The 13,114-nt window shown below is 35.0% G+C and carries 17 protein-coding genes; 13 read left to right on the forward strand and 4 right to left on the reverse strand.

Features of this window, described 5'->3' with window-relative positions:
• Positions 1-81 precede the first annotated feature (81 nt).
• The 6 genes from GSB9_00543 (at position 82) to GSB9_00548 (ending at position 3,814) form a co-directional block, all read left to right on the forward strand.
• Positions 82-858, forward strand: a complete 777-nt coding sequence (locus GSB9_00543) for a tRNA pseudouridine(38-40) synthase TruA (protein UKM63996.1) — start codon at positions 82-84, stop codon at positions 856-858.
• A 122-nt stretch (positions 859-980) separates the two neighbouring features.
• Positions 981-1,142 (forward strand): DUF1328 domain-containing protein, encoded by a 162-nt coding sequence (locus tag GSB9_00544; GenBank protein UKM63997.1) that lies wholly within the window; start codon positions 981-983, stop codon positions 1,140-1,142.
• A 29-nt stretch (positions 1,143-1,171) separates the two neighbouring features.
• Complete coding sequence (locus GSB9_00545; GenBank protein ID UKM63998.1) at positions 1,172-1,336, forward strand: hypothetical protein; 165 nt, start codon at positions 1,172-1,174, stop codon at positions 1,334-1,336.
• A 245-nt stretch (positions 1,337-1,581) separates the two neighbouring features.
• Positions 1,582-2,088 (forward strand): DNA starvation/stationary phase protection protein, encoded by a 507-nt coding sequence (locus GSB9_00546; protein ID UKM63999.1) that lies wholly within the window; start codon positions 1,582-1,584, stop codon positions 2,086-2,088.
• A gap of 39 nt (positions 2,089-2,127) precedes the next feature.
• Positions 2,128-3,027 (forward strand): mechanosensitive ion channel family protein, encoded by a 900-nt coding sequence (locus GSB9_00547; GenBank protein UKM64000.1) that lies wholly within the window; start codon positions 2,128-2,130, stop codon positions 3,025-3,027.
• Between the two features lie 100 nt (positions 3,028-3,127).
• Positions 3,128-3,814: a DUF2461 domain-containing protein gene (locus tag GSB9_00548; protein ID UKM64001.1), complete on the forward strand. Its 687-nt coding sequence runs from the start codon at positions 3,128-3,130 to the stop codon at positions 3,812-3,814.
• Here the strand turns inward: GSB9_00548 and GSB9_00549 are convergent.
• Complete coding sequence (locus tag GSB9_00549) at positions 3,811-4,227, reverse strand: glyoxalase (protein ID UKM64002.1); 417 nt, start codon at positions 4,225-4,227, stop codon at positions 3,811-3,813. The genes GSB9_00548 and GSB9_00549 overlap by 4 nt on opposite strands.
• A gap of 174 nt (positions 4,228-4,401) precedes the next feature.
• Here GSB9_00549 and GSB9_00550 point away from each other — a divergent pair, with 174 nt between their 5' ends.
• The 7 genes from GSB9_00550 to GSB9_00556 all read left to right on the forward strand — a co-directional run bounded on the left by GSB9_00550 (position 4,402) and on the right by GSB9_00556 (position 11,093).
• Positions 4,402-5,289: a DUF72 domain-containing protein gene (locus tag GSB9_00550; protein ID UKM64003.1), complete on the forward strand. Its 888-nt coding sequence runs from the start codon at positions 4,402-4,404 to the stop codon at positions 5,287-5,289.
• An 18-nt stretch (positions 5,290-5,307) separates the two neighbouring features.
• Positions 5,308-5,694, forward strand: coding sequence for an acyl-CoA thioesterase (locus GSB9_00551; GenBank protein ID UKM64004.1), 387 nt, complete (start codon positions 5,308-5,310; stop codon positions 5,692-5,694).
• A 228-nt stretch (positions 5,695-5,922) separates the two neighbouring features.
• Entirely contained in the window at positions 5,923-7,323 is a 1,401-nt protein-coding gene (leuC, locus tag GSB9_00552; GenBank protein ID UKM64005.1) for a 3-isopropylmalate dehydratase large subunit, read from the forward strand.
• A 12-nt stretch (positions 7,324-7,335) separates the two neighbouring features.
• Complete coding sequence (gene leuD, locus GSB9_00553) at positions 7,336-7,935, forward strand: 3-isopropylmalate dehydratase small subunit (GenBank protein UKM64006.1); 600 nt, start codon at positions 7,336-7,338, stop codon at positions 7,933-7,935.
• Between the two features lie 30 nt (positions 7,936-7,965).
• On the forward strand, positions 7,966-9,483 hold the full coding sequence (locus GSB9_00554) for a 2-isopropylmalate synthase (GenBank protein ID UKM64007.1): 1,518 nt from the start codon (positions 7,966-7,968) through the stop codon (positions 9,481-9,483).
• Positions 9,484-9,502: 19 nt separating this feature from the next.
• Positions 9,503-10,558, forward strand: a complete 1,056-nt coding sequence (gene leuB, locus GSB9_00555; GenBank protein UKM64008.1) for a 3-isopropylmalate dehydrogenase — start codon at positions 9,503-9,505, stop codon at positions 10,556-10,558.
• A gap of 136 nt (positions 10,559-10,694) precedes the next feature.
• On the forward strand, positions 10,695-11,093 hold the full coding sequence (locus GSB9_00556) for a T9SS type A sorting domain-containing protein (protein ID UKM64009.1): 399 nt from the start codon (positions 10,695-10,697) through the stop codon (positions 11,091-11,093).
• Positions 11,094-11,106: 13 nt separating this feature from the next.
• On the opposite strand, the gene GSB9_00557 is transcribed toward GSB9_00556, so the two are convergent.
• From GSB9_00557 to GSB9_00559, 3 genes are read right to left on the reverse strand one after another with little or no spacing between them, the layout of a single operon-like run.
• A complete protein-coding gene (locus tag GSB9_00557; protein UKM64010.1) occupies positions 11,107-11,535 on the reverse strand; it encodes a DUF4268 domain-containing protein in 429 nt (142 codons plus the stop codon).
• Positions 11,536-11,540: 5 nt separating this feature from the next.
• Positions 11,541-12,215, reverse strand: a complete 675-nt coding sequence (locus GSB9_00558; protein UKM64011.1) for a ZIP family metal transporter — start codon at positions 12,213-12,215, stop codon at positions 11,541-11,543.
• A 28-nt stretch (positions 12,216-12,243) separates the two neighbouring features.
• Positions 12,244-12,975, reverse strand: a complete 732-nt coding sequence (locus GSB9_00559; GenBank protein UKM64012.1) for a methyltransferase domain-containing protein — start codon at positions 12,973-12,975, stop codon at positions 12,244-12,246.
• Between the last annotated feature and the right edge of the window lie 139 nt (positions 12,976-13,114).

Consider the following 13,114-nt stretch of genomic DNA (forward strand, 5'->3'; position numbering starts at 1 on the left):
AATTGATTAATAAGGAAACAATTTATGATTTTTTTGCGATAATTGATAAATAACTTACTTTGCCATCAGAATAAAATTTTAATGAAAAAGTATTTCTACGTCATCGATATCCAGTATTTGGGTTATCGTTTTCATGGTTGGCAAAAGCAACCTACCGTTAAAACACTTCATTTAATGGTAGACAGAACGTTAAACTACATTCTAGAAGGTAAGCCGTTTAAAAGCCTAAGTTCTGGAAGAACGGATGCCATGGTATCGGCAGAGCATGCTGCTTTCGAGTTGTTTTTGGAGGAGCCCATTGAAGATCAAGCTTATTTTTTAGATTGGTTTAACTATAACCTCCCACAAGATATTCGAGCTTTAAGCATTAAGGAAGTTGATAGGAAGTTCAACATAATCAACCACTCAAAAATAAAGGAATACCTTTATTTGTTTACTTATGGTCAAAAATGCCACCCCTTTTGCGCCCCCATCATGACAACTATTCTGGACGATTTAAACATCGATGTTATGAAAGAAGGCGCAAAACTGTTTGAGGGTGAACATTACTTAAAAACCTATTGTTATAAACCTTCGGAAAACGGCGTTTATTATCGTACTATTTTAACTTGCGAATTGGTCGAAAACACAATTTATACAGCAAGTTACTTTCCTGAAAAATCTTATATACTGAGGGTTCAGGGCAAAGGGTTTATGCGCAATCAAATTCGGTTGATGATGGGCACACTTATCGATTTAGGAAAAGGCAATTTATCGCTTGACGATATTAAGGCGAGCTTAGAGCCTCAAAATAATATTAAAATGAACTACATCGCTCCAGCATCTGGCTTGATTCTCAAAAACATCGATTTTTTATAGCATTTAAACTAAAACCATGTTTTATTTGTATGAAAATAAGTTGATTGATATAAAGTTTTTCTTTTAAATATGACATTTTATTCCTATATTACTATCTGAGTCAAACTAAAAAACACTAAACTATGTTACGTTGGACAATTATCTTTGTAGTCATTGCCCTTATTGCTGGAGTTTTAGGCTTTGGAGGGGTTGCTGGTGCTTCAGCTGGTATCGCTAAAATTTGTTTCTATATCTTTTTAGCACTTTTTTTAATCTCCCTTATAAGAGGTTTTATGAAAAAATAGTATTAATTAACCATTTAAAATCAAAAATTATGAAAAAAGTATTCTTAACATTAGCATTATTGTTTTCAGTATCAACAGTATTTGTAGGGTGCAGAGATGAAAAAAGTGCTGGAGAAAAAGTAGAAGACGCTGTTGATGATGTTGGAGATGGAATGGAAGATGCAGCAGATGAAGTTGAAGATGCCTTTGATTAACATCTAATAATTTCAATACATATCGAAAGGCCCTTATCATGGGCTTTTTGTTGTTAAAAGACCAGTGACTCAATAACCTTATCAAAGCTTACTATTGACCTAAAAAAACTTTTAACATTCGCTTTTTTTTTAACAAAAAATTAAGTTAAAGAAGTTCGCAATCCGTTAAATCCCGTTAAAGCACTTGACAAGTTTCAGTTCTAAACGTAGTTTATCGTTAGTCTAACTAATAAAAAAAAACGATTATGAACTATTTAAATATTAAAGATGAAGATTTGTTGAAAGTTGTTGTAGAACTCAACACCTTACTGGCAGATTACCACATTTATTATCAAAAACTAAGAAGTAATCATTGGAATATTTTAGGTAAAAACTTTTTCGATTTGCATTTAAAGTTTGAAGAGCTGTATACCGATGCCCGAGTTAAAATTGATGAAATAGCCGAACGTATATTAACTTTAAAGTATCATCCCATGAGCAAACTTGAAGACTACTTAAAAGTATCTTCCATTACGGAAGCAGCTCCCTTAAAGTCCGATAAAGCCATGATTGAAGAAACTCTAAAAGACCATAAGATAATATTGGCTCAAATGTCTAAAGTAATAGAAGTCGCCAATAGTGTATCCGATGAAGGTACTATAGATTTAATAGGAGCCTACATAAGAGAATTAGAAAAATACAGCTGGATGCTCGATGCTTGGAGTAAAGATACTACGGCATCACTTAAAGAAAGCATGATAGAAATGTCGTAACAAACAAAAGCTTTAACTGTAAATAAACACTAATGAAACATGAAAAACACGTTACATGAGGCTTTTAATAGCTTGATTGAAAAACTAGAAAGTTGGTTAACTGCCATCATCCAAAACATACCCAACTTAATCTTGGCTATTGTGGTTATGGTTGTTGCTTATTTTGTAGCGAAGTACACCAGAAAGATAGTTTCTAAACTCGTTGCAAAACGAGTTAGTCAAGAATCTATTAGTAACATGATAGCCAAAATAGCAGCGGTTATTGTTGTAATTTCGGGGCTGTTTCTAGCTTTGGGGATAATGAACCTAAGCAAAATGCTTACATCATTATTAGCTGGTGCGGGAGTGGCTGGACTGGCTGTAGGCTTAGCGCTTCAGGGTACTTTGTCCAATACATTTGCAGGTGTCATTTTGTCATTTCGAAAAAAAGTACAGATAGGCAATTGGGTTGAAACCAATGGTTTTTCGGGAGAAGTTATGGATATTAACCTGAAAGACTTTACATTAAAAGAGGCCGACAACAATTTAGTGGTCATTCCAAATAGGATGATTTTAGAAAACCCTCTAAAAAACTATTCACTCACCACACGCATGCGTGTAGCTTTGGAATGTGGAGTGGGGTATGAGTCAGACTTGGAAAAGGTGAAAACTTTAACCAAAGAAACCGTTGCTAAATCGTTCGACCAAGTGAAATCGACTAACGATGTTGAATTTTATTACACAGAGTTTGGCGATAGTTCTATTAATTTTTTGTGTAGATTTTGGATTGATGCCGAAAGTATTCTCGAAAAATTAAGAGCAAAATCAACCGTTATTATCGAAATTAAAAAGGCCTTTGACAAGGCAGGAATTAATATTCCGTTTCCAATTAGAACCTTGGAGTTTAACAATAAATTGACATTGGATGAAACATCGTTTAATAAGCATTCAGATAATTAGTTTAAAGTAATAGTACTATTAATACATTGATTTTTCGAAAAGTCTCGAATCCATCGAGACTTTTCGTATTTTAGGAATCTACAATTTTAATTTTATAATTATGGGCTTAGTTGTACCGAAAGAAGCACTTACATTTTTAAACAAACTTGAAAAAAATAATAATCGCGATTGGTTCAATAATAATAAAACAAAATTTAAAGCTATTGAAAAGGAAGTAAAAATGTTTTATAATGCCATTTTTGAAAGATTAAACAAGCATGATGATATAGAAAAATTAAAGATGTTCAGAATATATCGTGATGTGCGCTTTTCGAAAAATAAAATGCCTTATAAAACTAATTTTGGTGGGGCTTTTCACCGTGCAAAACCTAAACTAAGGGGCGGTTATTATCTTCACATTCAACCTAATAATCAAAGTTTTTTGGCAACTGGATTTTGGCAACCTAACGCAGCAGATTTACTACGCATAAGAAAGGAATTTGAAATGGACGATGCCGAAATACGCGACATTTTGGCCAACAGAACCTTTAATACGGTTTGGGGCAATACTTTTGAAGGCGACGAAGTAAAAACTGCCCCAAAAGGCTTCGGCCGGGAGCACAAGGCTATCGATTTAATTAAAAAGAAACAATACATTTTCACTAAAAAAATTAGTGATAAAGATGTGTTGGCCTCTAATTTTTTAGATGAAATTGATAATGCGTTTATAGCCGTTAGGCCATTCTTCGATTATATGAGTGACGTACTAACAACCGATTTAAATGGTGTTTCGCTGATAGACGACTAAACAGCCTCTCTAAACTCGGGCTTTTCAAACAGTTGAATTTGACTTAAAAGTCGGTCTTTTACCAAATTCATCATACGTTTATTCAAGGCAGATGAATTTTCAATGTAAAGTAAATATTCTTCAACAGTAAATTGGCCAATCACCATACCTTTCATGGAGTTTCTAAGCTTCATGTCCTTTTGTATCGCATTTTCAATGTACAACTGTCTTTTTTCCAAAGAAAGGTCGTAAAAAACAGACTTATGTTTGGTGATATAGTTTCTAAAAACTTCAATAAATAAATCATTTTGAAGCTTAATTACGGGACGCAATACTATGTTCTGAAAACGTTCGTCTTTACTCATGTTGTCGTTAATAGTGTTGCTTAAAATTTCTGGACGAATACTTTTAATTTGGGATTTTCTAGTGTTCATTTCGGAAAGTTTTTAATAAAATTAAGTATTATAAAAGGCTATTTGGACATCGTAATTTATTATTATCAACGAGGTTATTAACATTTTGAATTTTCTACTTTTATCTTCTCTTAAAAAAATGCCGTTTTTTGGCGTTAATTTTAACTTTTTAAACAGTAAACCAGGTACAATAACATGAAGTTTGGTAGTGTAACAAATCCGCAAGACATCAATTTCACCTTGCCCAAGGATCACCCAAAAACTAAAAAGGTTTTAAATCGGGTTAAGGACGATAACGTTCCGGAAATTTACATAGGTTGCGCAAAATGGAACCGGGCAGATTTAAAAGGATTTTACCCCAGAGGCACTAAAGACGAATTGGCCTATTATTCGTCACAATTCAATGCCATTGAACTTAATGCTACGTTTTACAGGATTTTTTCTGCCGATCAGTTTGAAAAATGGTATGATAAAACACCTGAAGGGTTTAAATTTTTCCCAAAATTGAATCAGGAAGTCAGCCATTGGAAACGATTAAATGAAACTCAAGAAGTTGTTGAGAACTACTTGAACAATGCGGCCAACTTAAAAGAAAAGTTAGGAACAGTTTTTTTGCAAATGCATAATAATTTTGCTCCCAAAGATTTTAATAGGGTTGTGGCTTTTGTAGAAAGTTGGCCAAAAGAAATTCCTTTGGCCGTAGAGTTTAGACATACCGATTGGTACAACGACAAAACCGTTGCAGAAGCATTATACCAGCTTTTAGAAGAAAATAATATTTCAAATATTATTGTAGATACCGCAGGACGGCGAGATTTAATGCATATGCGCTTAACAAACCCTACTGCTTTTGTTCGCTATGTGGGCGCAAACCATGATAGCGATTATAGTAGATTGGACGATTGGGTGGAGCGTTTGAAAATTTGGAAAAACCAGGGCATTAAGGAAATTGACTTTTTCATTCATCAAAATATTGAAAAAGAATCGCCTTTGCTTTCTGCTTATTTCATAAAAAAACTGAATAAAGAATTGGGATATAACCTTAAAATACCGAACGAAGATAATCAACAAGAACTCTTTTAACCTTAATAAATATAAAATATGAGATTCCATACCAGAAAATGGGTAAAACCAGAAGATCTAAACGCTAACGGAACATTGTTTGGAGGCCGTTTGTTAGAGTGGATTGACGAAGAAGCGGCACTCTACACAATTATTCAACTTGAAAACCAAAAAGTAGTTACTAAGTTTATGAGTGAAATAGACTTTAAAGCTTCTGCTAAACAAGGTGATATTGTTGAAATAGGCATAGAAGTGGTGAAATTTGGCAAAGCATCGTTAGTTTTGAGTTCTGAAGTTAGAAATAAAATGACCCATGAAACAATCATAACCATTTCAAATATTGTAATGGTTAATTTGGGACCAGACGGTAAAGCAAAGCCCCATGGAAAAACAGAAGTAGAGTATGTATCGGATAGGTTAAATTAAGACTGATGTTGATTCGCTTTAAAATTTATAACCATACTGCTATTCTATTAAAAAATCATAGATTATTTTAGAATCCATTGGTAATTTTGTAAAAATAAATAAGTCGAGGGCTTAATTTTTGTTATATACTGAAAAAACAAGCAGTTTTTCGTAAATTTGCCAGCATTTTGGCAATTTAAGCTTTGGCCAAAAATCCTTTTAAAGAATAAAATTAAATTAAAACATATTATGAGTAAGACATTGTTTGACAAAGTGTGGGATTCGCATGTTGTTAGAAAAATAGAAGATGGTCCGGATGTATTTTTTATAGATCGCCATTTTATCCATGAAGTTACCAGTCCTGTGGCTTTTGTAGGTTTAAAAAGCCGAGGTATTGGCGTGATGTACCCAGAAAAAACCTTTGCAACAGCTGACCATAATACCCCAACTTGGAATCAGCATTTGCCAGTAGCAGATCCTTTATCAGCAAACCAATTAGAGGCATTGGCCAGTAATGCTGCCGAATATGGTATTTCACACTGGGGATTAGGGCACAGAAACAACGGTATTGTTCATATTGTAGGTCCAGAAAACGGCATCACACTTCCTGGCTCTACTATTGTTTGTGGCGATTCACATACATCTACACACGGTGCTTTTGGAGCCATAGCCTTTGGTATTGGTACTTCTGAAGTAGAAATGGTTTTGTCAACGCAATGTATTATGCAGCCAAAGCCTAAAAAAATGCGTATTAACGTAAATGGTAAATTAGGTTTTGGGGTAACACCAAAAGATGTAGCGCTTTATATTATTTCCCAACAAACTACATCAGGAGCTACAGGCTATTTTGTTGAGTATGCTGGCGATGTTTTTGAAGACATGTCTATGGAAGGCCGTATGACGGTTTGTAACCTTTCAATTGAAATGGGAGCACGTGGTGGAATGATTGCACCAGACGAAAAAACATTTGAATACATTAAAGGAAGAAAGCATACACCAAAAGGCGCCGATTGGGATAAAGCCATGGTGTATTGGGAAACCTTAAAAACAGACGACGATGCTGTTTTTGATGCTGAATTTACTTATGATGCAGCCGACATCGAACCCATGATAACCTACGGAACAAACCCAGGTATGGGCTTTGGTGTAACAAATTCTATTCCTAAAGCAGAAGATGTAGACGGCAATGTCAATACCTATAAAAAATCATTAAGCTATATGAAGTTTAATGAAGGCGATAGCATGATTGGTAAACCTGTTGATTATGTATTCTTAGGATCGTGTACCAATGGACGCATTGAGGATTTCAGAGCATTTTGTTCAATTGTTGAAGGACGCAAAAAAGCAGAAAACATCACGGCATGGTTGGTACCAGGATCGCATAAAGTTGTCGACCAAATAAAGGAAGAAGGTTTAGATAAAATTTTGGAAGCCTCTGGTTTTGTATTAAGAGAACCAGGTTGTTCAGCTTGCTTAGCCATGAACGATGACAAAGTGCCTGCCGGAAAATTAGCAGTATCGACATCTAACCGTAATTTTGAAGGTCGCCAAGGTCCAGGATCAAGAACATTACTGGCCTCGCCACTAGTAGCTGCAGCTACCGCAGTTGAAGGTGTAGTAACAGACCCAAGAACATTAATTAACGCATAAAAAGAAAACATAATGGCTTACGATAAATTTGAAGTTTTAACAAGTACAGCTTACCCTTTACCTATAGAAAACGTAGATACCGATCAAATTATTCCGGCACGTTTCCTAAAAGCGACAAAACGTGAAGGATTTGGCGATAACTTTTTTAGAGATTGGAGATATGATTCTGAAGGAAATCCAATTGCAGACTTTCCTTTAAACGATTCAAAATATGAAGGTTCTAAAATATTAGTTGGTGGTAAAAACTTTGGTTCAGGTTCATCAAGAGAGCATGCCGCTTGGTCTGTTTACGATTTTGGATTACGTTGTGTAATTTCATCGGCATTTGCAGATATCTTTAAAAACAACTGTTTAAATATTGGTGTTTTGCCAGTACAGGTTTCTGCTGCATTTGCTCAAAAGTTATTTGATGCCATTGAAGCCGATCCGAAAACAGAAATAAAAGTAGATTTGCCAAACCAAACAGTAACTTTATTGGCCACTGGCGAATCAGAGTCATTCGAAATCAATGGTTACAAAAAAGGCAATATGCTTAATGGTTTCGATGATATCGATTACTTACAGAACATGAAAGATGAGGTTGCCGAATTTGGTGAAACCAGACCTTTTTAATTAAAAATAACCTAAGCCCGTTTACTTTTAATGAAGAAGATAGAAATAATGGACACGACATTGCGCGATGGTGAACAAACCTCGGGCGTGTCGTTTTCAGCTTCTGAAAAACTTACCATAGCTAAACTTTTACTTGAAGAATTAAAAGTTGATCGCATTGAAATTGCTTCAGCTAGAGTTTCTGAAGGTGAATTTCAAGCCGTAAAAGACGTTACCCAATGGGCTTCACAAAATGGTTATATTAACCAAGTTGAGGTATTGACTTTTGTCGATAAAGGCATTTCCATCGATTGGATGATAGAGGCGGGGGCAAAGGTACAAAACCTATTAACTAAAGGTTCGTTAAATCATCTAACCCATCAACTTAAAAAAACACCAAGTCAGCATTTTAAAGAGATAACCGAAACTATTGCTTTAGCGACTTCTAAAGGTATTGAAACTAATATCTATTTGGAAGATTGGAGCAATGGTATGAGAAATTCCAAAGACTATGTTTATGAGTTTTTAGAGTTTTTATCAACGCAGCCCGTAAAACGCATCATGCTTCCAGATACCTTGGGGGTTTTAACGCCTAACGAATCTTTCAATTTTGTAAAAGAAATTAAAGACAAGTACCCAAACTTACATTTCGATTTCCATGCGCATAATGATTACGATTTAGGAGTGGCCAATGCTATAGAAGCACTTAAAGGTGGGGCCGACGGTTTGCATTTAACGGTAAACGGAATGGGCGAACGTGCAGGTAACGCACCAATGGCAAGTACTATTGCTGTTATTAACGATTATATGCCCAGCGTTGAAATTGGGGTAAACGAAAAGGTACTTTATACCGTTAGTAAACTTGTTGAGAGTTTTTCTGGTGTTGTAATTCCTGCCAACAAACCCATAATCGGAGCTAATGTATTTACCCAAACAGCTGGCATCCATGCCGATGGCGACAATAAAAAGAACCTGTATTTTAGCGACTTAATGCCTGAGCGTTTTGGTAGAACCAGAAAATATGCTTTAGGTAAAGCTTCAGGTAAAGCTAATATTCAGAAAAACTTACAGGAACTCGGTCTTCAGCTTGACGACGAAGACTTAAAAAAAGTAACCCAGCGCATTATTGAGCTGGGCGACAAAAAGCAAGTTGTCACCAAAGAAGATCTGCCTTACATCATTTCTGATGTTTTAGATTACGATTACGAAGAAAAAGTAAAAGTTAATACTTACGTTTTAAATCATGCCAAAGGCCTTAAACCATCCACAACAGTATCTTTAACGATAGAGAACAATACTTTTGAGGAAATTTCACAGGGCGATGGACAATTTGATGCTTTTATGAATGCAATCCGAAGCATTTTTAAAAAACAAAAACGCGGTATTTTACCCGATTTGATAGACTATGCAGTGCGAATTCCCCCAGGAAGCCGATCGGATGCCTTGTGTGAAACTATTATTACTTGGAAATCGCCTGAAAAGGAATTTAAAACCCGAGGTTTAGATTCAGACCAAACGGTTTCTGCCATAAAAGCGACCGAAAAAATGCTAAATATTATTATTAATTAAGACACATAAATACAAACACATGAAATTTAACATAGCCCTTTTAGCCGGAGACGGTATAGGACCAGAAGTAATAGATCAAGCGGTAAAAGTGAGTGATGCCGTAGCGAAAAAATTTGGACACGAAATTACATGGAAACCAGCTCTAACCGGAGCGGCGGCCATTGATGCTGTGGGTGAACCTTACCCAGATGAAACGCACGACATTTGTGCATCTTCTGATGCTGTTTTATTCGGGGCCATTGGTCATCCAAAATTTGATAATGATCCTTCTGCACCGGTAAGACCTGAGCAAGGCTTGTTAAAAATGCGCAAAAAATTAGGTTTATTTGCCAATGTGCGCCCTACTTTTGTGTTTCCTTCATTATTGGATAAATCGCCTTTAAAGAAAGAGCGAATAGAAGGAACCGACTTGGTATTTTTCCGTGAGTTAACTTCTGGTGTTTATTTTGGTGAAAAAGGAAGAAAAGATAATGGTAATACGGCTTATGACACAAATATGTACACCAAAGAAGAAGTTACTCGGTTAGCACGCAAAGGCTTTGAAGCGGCCATGCAACGTTCTAAAAAATTATGTTGTGTAGATAAGGCTAATGTTATGGAAACCTCTCGTTTATGGAGAGAAACTGTGCAAGGTTTAGAAAAAGAATATCCGGAGGTAACAGTGTCTTACGAGTTTGTAGATGCCGTTGCCATGCGTTTGGTACAATGGCCAAAAGATTACGACGTGTTGATTACCGAAAACCTTTTTGGTGACGTATTAACAGATGAAGCATCTGTAATTTCTGGATCGATGGGCCTTATGCCTTCGGCTTCTTTAGGAACCAGCATTTCATTATTTGAACCTATTCATGGGTCTTATCCACAGGCAGCAGGTAAAAACATAGCAAACCCAATGGCTACGGTATTATCGGCAGCCATGATGTTTGAAAATTTTGGTCTAACTGACGAAGGAAAAGCTATTAGAGAAGCTGTAAATCAAGCATTAGATCAAGGTATCGTTACTGAAGATCTAGCGGATGGAAATAAAGCTTATGGCACGACCGAAGTTGGAGATTGGTTAGCAGCTAACATATAGTTTAAACTATAAATAGATAAAATTAAAGCCCTGTGAAGTTTACCCTTCACAGGGCTTTTTATTTTCAATTTATTAACAAGTATTGTCTGTAATTGAAGTTTTTTGTAAATTACTGATAATCTCAAACTTAAAAACTATGGCAACATTTCTACGCTTCACTTTTGTCATCATATTTAGCGGATTTCAATGGGGTTATGCTCAAAACAAAGAAGAGTTTACATCAATACTTAATGATGATAATACCGCTATGGGTTTAGTACCACAACATCAAAATAACCAACAAGACGTCGAGTCTATTCCAGTAAACAATGAATTTAAATTATACCCAAATCCTTTGAGGGAATCAAGGGTTTTAACTGTTTCCGGTAGTAAGACTATCCAAAACATTAAGATTTATTCTGTACTTGGTAAACAACTTATAAATTCAAATTTTGAAAAGGTTAAATCGGCCGAATTAAACTTAAAATCAATAAACACAGGTATCTACCTCGTTCAAATTAATAATAAGAAAACCACACGCCTAATTTTGGAATAACTCGTTAAGCGTATTACCCTTCAATAATATCTTTATATTCCTCAAAAAAAACTTCGAAAAGCATCATTTTTTCGTTAAAAAATTCCATGACATCACGCCAGGTATTTTTGTTATGGATAGACACTTTTTGCTCTAAAGGCACATAAATTCGGGAAATTTCTTTTTGATTATCTAAAAAGTATTCTTCTTCAAATACAGCATCGGGCAAGTACTCGTCCTGTAGAATTGATTTTATTGCGATTAATTTTTCCCAATATATGATGCGTTGTTCTAAATCGTCTTCTAAATCTAAGGCAACTAAAGCTTTTTTGGTGTCGAAATGAAATTTAAAACTTAAGCCTTTCAACTTCGTATTGTACAATATCCACTTTCTGGGAAATGATTTTCCAAAACTCGTCCAAAATTCTTGTCGTAATAATCGAGATTCTTCTTTACTGAACATTGCAATTAAATTAAATAAGCAATTCCAACACCTAAAATAATTGAAATGAATTTCGATAGATTAAACTTGTGGCCTTCGCCACTTTCAAATAGAATGGTTGTTGAAATATGAAAAAAGATACCAATAACTACGGCATTTACAGCATCCACATAATGGGCAATGGCATTAAAACTATTTGATATATATGTGCCCAAAGGCGTCATAAAGGCAAATACAATTAAAAATAAAGCAATTTGTAATTTATTGTAATTGCTTTGGGTTAAAAAAAGTGTAATGATCAATGCTATGGGAATTTTATGTACCAAAACACCATAAACCATATCGTTATGGTCGTGTATTGAAAAGCCTTCTAAAAAGCTATGAATGCACAAACTTATAAATAGCAACCACGGAAAAACGGTTTTATTATTATGAATGTGCACATGCCCATGTTCTGCGCCCTTCGAAAAAAGTTCTAATACAATTTGCAGCAAAATACCACACATAATGAGCAAACCGGTACGTTTGGCATCTAAATGATGGTACACTTCCGGCAACAATTCAAATAGTGTTAAGGCTAACAGAAAAGCACCACTGAAAGAGAGTAGGATTTTGGTGTTCCAAGATTTTTGCTTTTTGGTAGCAAAAGCCAATAAAAAACCAAAAATAACCGCCAATATTGGAAAAATAAACTTGTTCATTTAATTTACTATTGAAATACTAAACTACTTATTTAAAAATCATGACTAAGCGCTCAGAAGTTTTGGGGCTAAACTTACGCAATTTGTAGTCGCCAAAAACATCCAATAAATACACATTAGCTTGTTCAAACAGGTTTTCAAAATCCTTTAAAGTAAACGCTTTAACACGTTCCTGAAAATGGTAATCGTTATCACCAACCTTAAACCTAATATCCTTTACAATGTATTGCCCGTCAACGTAACGTTTTAAGTGAAACTCAATATCTTCAACTGTTTTTGTTTCCTCTGGCACCAAATGATCAATAACAAATTCACTATTCATAAAATCAATAACTCCGAAACCATGTTCGTTTAAATCGGCTTTTATGGCTTTTATAGTGTTTAAATTATCAGCATCATTTTCAAAATACCCAAAACTTGTAAAGAGATTAAAAACGGCATCAAACTGTTTGTGATAAGGTTTGCACATATCATGAACATCAAAATGCAAGCGGTGATTTTCAAATTTTTTGGCAAAGGCTATACTGTTTTCGCTTAGATCAACACCGGTAACATCATAACCAATTTTATTTAAATACCTTGCATGTCGCCCTTTTCCACAAGCTAAATCCAAAATTTTACCGTGCTCTGGAATGTTTAAATAATTGGTAAGTGTATCCATAAAGGCATGCGCCTCGGTTTCGTTTCGATCTTTATATAAAATATGGTAGAACGGCGTGTCGAACCACGAAGTAAACCATTTAGAAGTGTTTTTTATCATAAACTGCTTTTAGGGCCACCCTTTTAAGTGAGGTAGATTCAGGTCACCATTACTTGTTAAGGATATAGCCTAAATCTCTTAACCCATTAAATGTTTTTGCTGATGTTTAACCGCAAAATTACATTATTTTTGCAAGGTA

The sequence above is a fragment of the Flavobacteriaceae bacterium GSB9 genome, assembly GCA_022749295.1.
Taxonomy (GTDB): Bacteria; Bacteroidota; Bacteroidia; order Flavobacteriales; family Flavobacteriaceae; genus Flavisericum.

Excerpts from the sequence above, each read along its gene's own strand:
- GSB9_00558 (UKM64011.1), bottom strand. The coding sequence starts at position 12,215 with ATGAACAAGTTTATTTTTCCAATATTGGCGGTTATTTTTGGTTTTTTA.
- GSB9_00547 (UKM64000.1), top strand. The coding sequence starts at position 2,128 with ATGAAAAACACGTTACATGAGGCTTTTAATAGCTTGATTGAAAAACTA.
- GSB9_00546 (UKM63999.1), top strand. The coding sequence starts at position 1,582 with ATGAACTATTTAAATATTAAAGATGAAGATTTGTTGAAAGTTGTTGTA.
- GSB9_00545 (UKM63998.1), top strand. The coding sequence starts at position 1,172 with ATGAAAAAAGTATTCTTAACATTAGCATTATTGTTTTCAGTATCAACA.
- GSB9_00557 (UKM64010.1), bottom strand. The coding sequence starts at position 11,535 with ATGTTCAGTAAAGAAGAATCTCGATTATTACGACAAGAATTTTGGACG.
- leuC (UKM64005.1), top strand. The coding sequence starts at position 5,923 with ATGAGTAAGACATTGTTTGACAAAGTGTGGGATTCGCATGTTGTTAGA.
- GSB9_00544 (UKM63997.1), top strand. The coding sequence starts at position 981 with ATGTTACGTTGGACAATTATCTTTGTAGTCATTGCCCTTATTGCTGGA.
- GSB9_00543 (UKM63996.1), top strand. The coding sequence starts at position 82 with ATGAAAAAGTATTTCTACGTCATCGATATCCAGTATTTGGGTTATCGT.
- GSB9_00554 (UKM64007.1), top strand. The coding sequence starts at position 7,966 with ATGAAGAAGATAGAAATAATGGACACGACATTGCGCGATGGTGAACAA.
- GSB9_00549 (UKM64002.1), bottom strand. The coding sequence starts at position 4,227 with ATGAACACTAGAAAATCCCAAATTAAAAGTATTCGTCCAGAAATTTTA.
- leuD (UKM64006.1), top strand. The coding sequence starts at position 7,336 with ATGGCTTACGATAAATTTGAAGTTTTAACAAGTACAGCTTACCCTTTA.
- leuB (UKM64008.1), top strand. The coding sequence starts at position 9,503 with ATGAAATTTAACATAGCCCTTTTAGCCGGAGACGGTATAGGACCAGAA.
- GSB9_00559 (UKM64012.1), bottom strand. The coding sequence starts at position 12,975 with ATGATAAAAAACACTTCTAAATGGTTTACTTCGTGGTTCGACACGCCG.
- GSB9_00550 (UKM64003.1), top strand. The coding sequence starts at position 4,402 with ATGAAGTTTGGTAGTGTAACAAATCCGCAAGACATCAATTTCACCTTG.
- GSB9_00556 (UKM64009.1), top strand. The coding sequence starts at position 10,695 with ATGGCAACATTTCTACGCTTCACTTTTGTCATCATATTTAGCGGATTT.
- GSB9_00548 (UKM64001.1), top strand. The coding sequence starts at position 3,128 with ATGGGCTTAGTTGTACCGAAAGAAGCACTTACATTTTTAAACAAACTT.
- GSB9_00551 (UKM64004.1), top strand. The coding sequence starts at position 5,308 with ATGAGATTCCATACCAGAAAATGGGTAAAACCAGAAGATCTAAACGCT.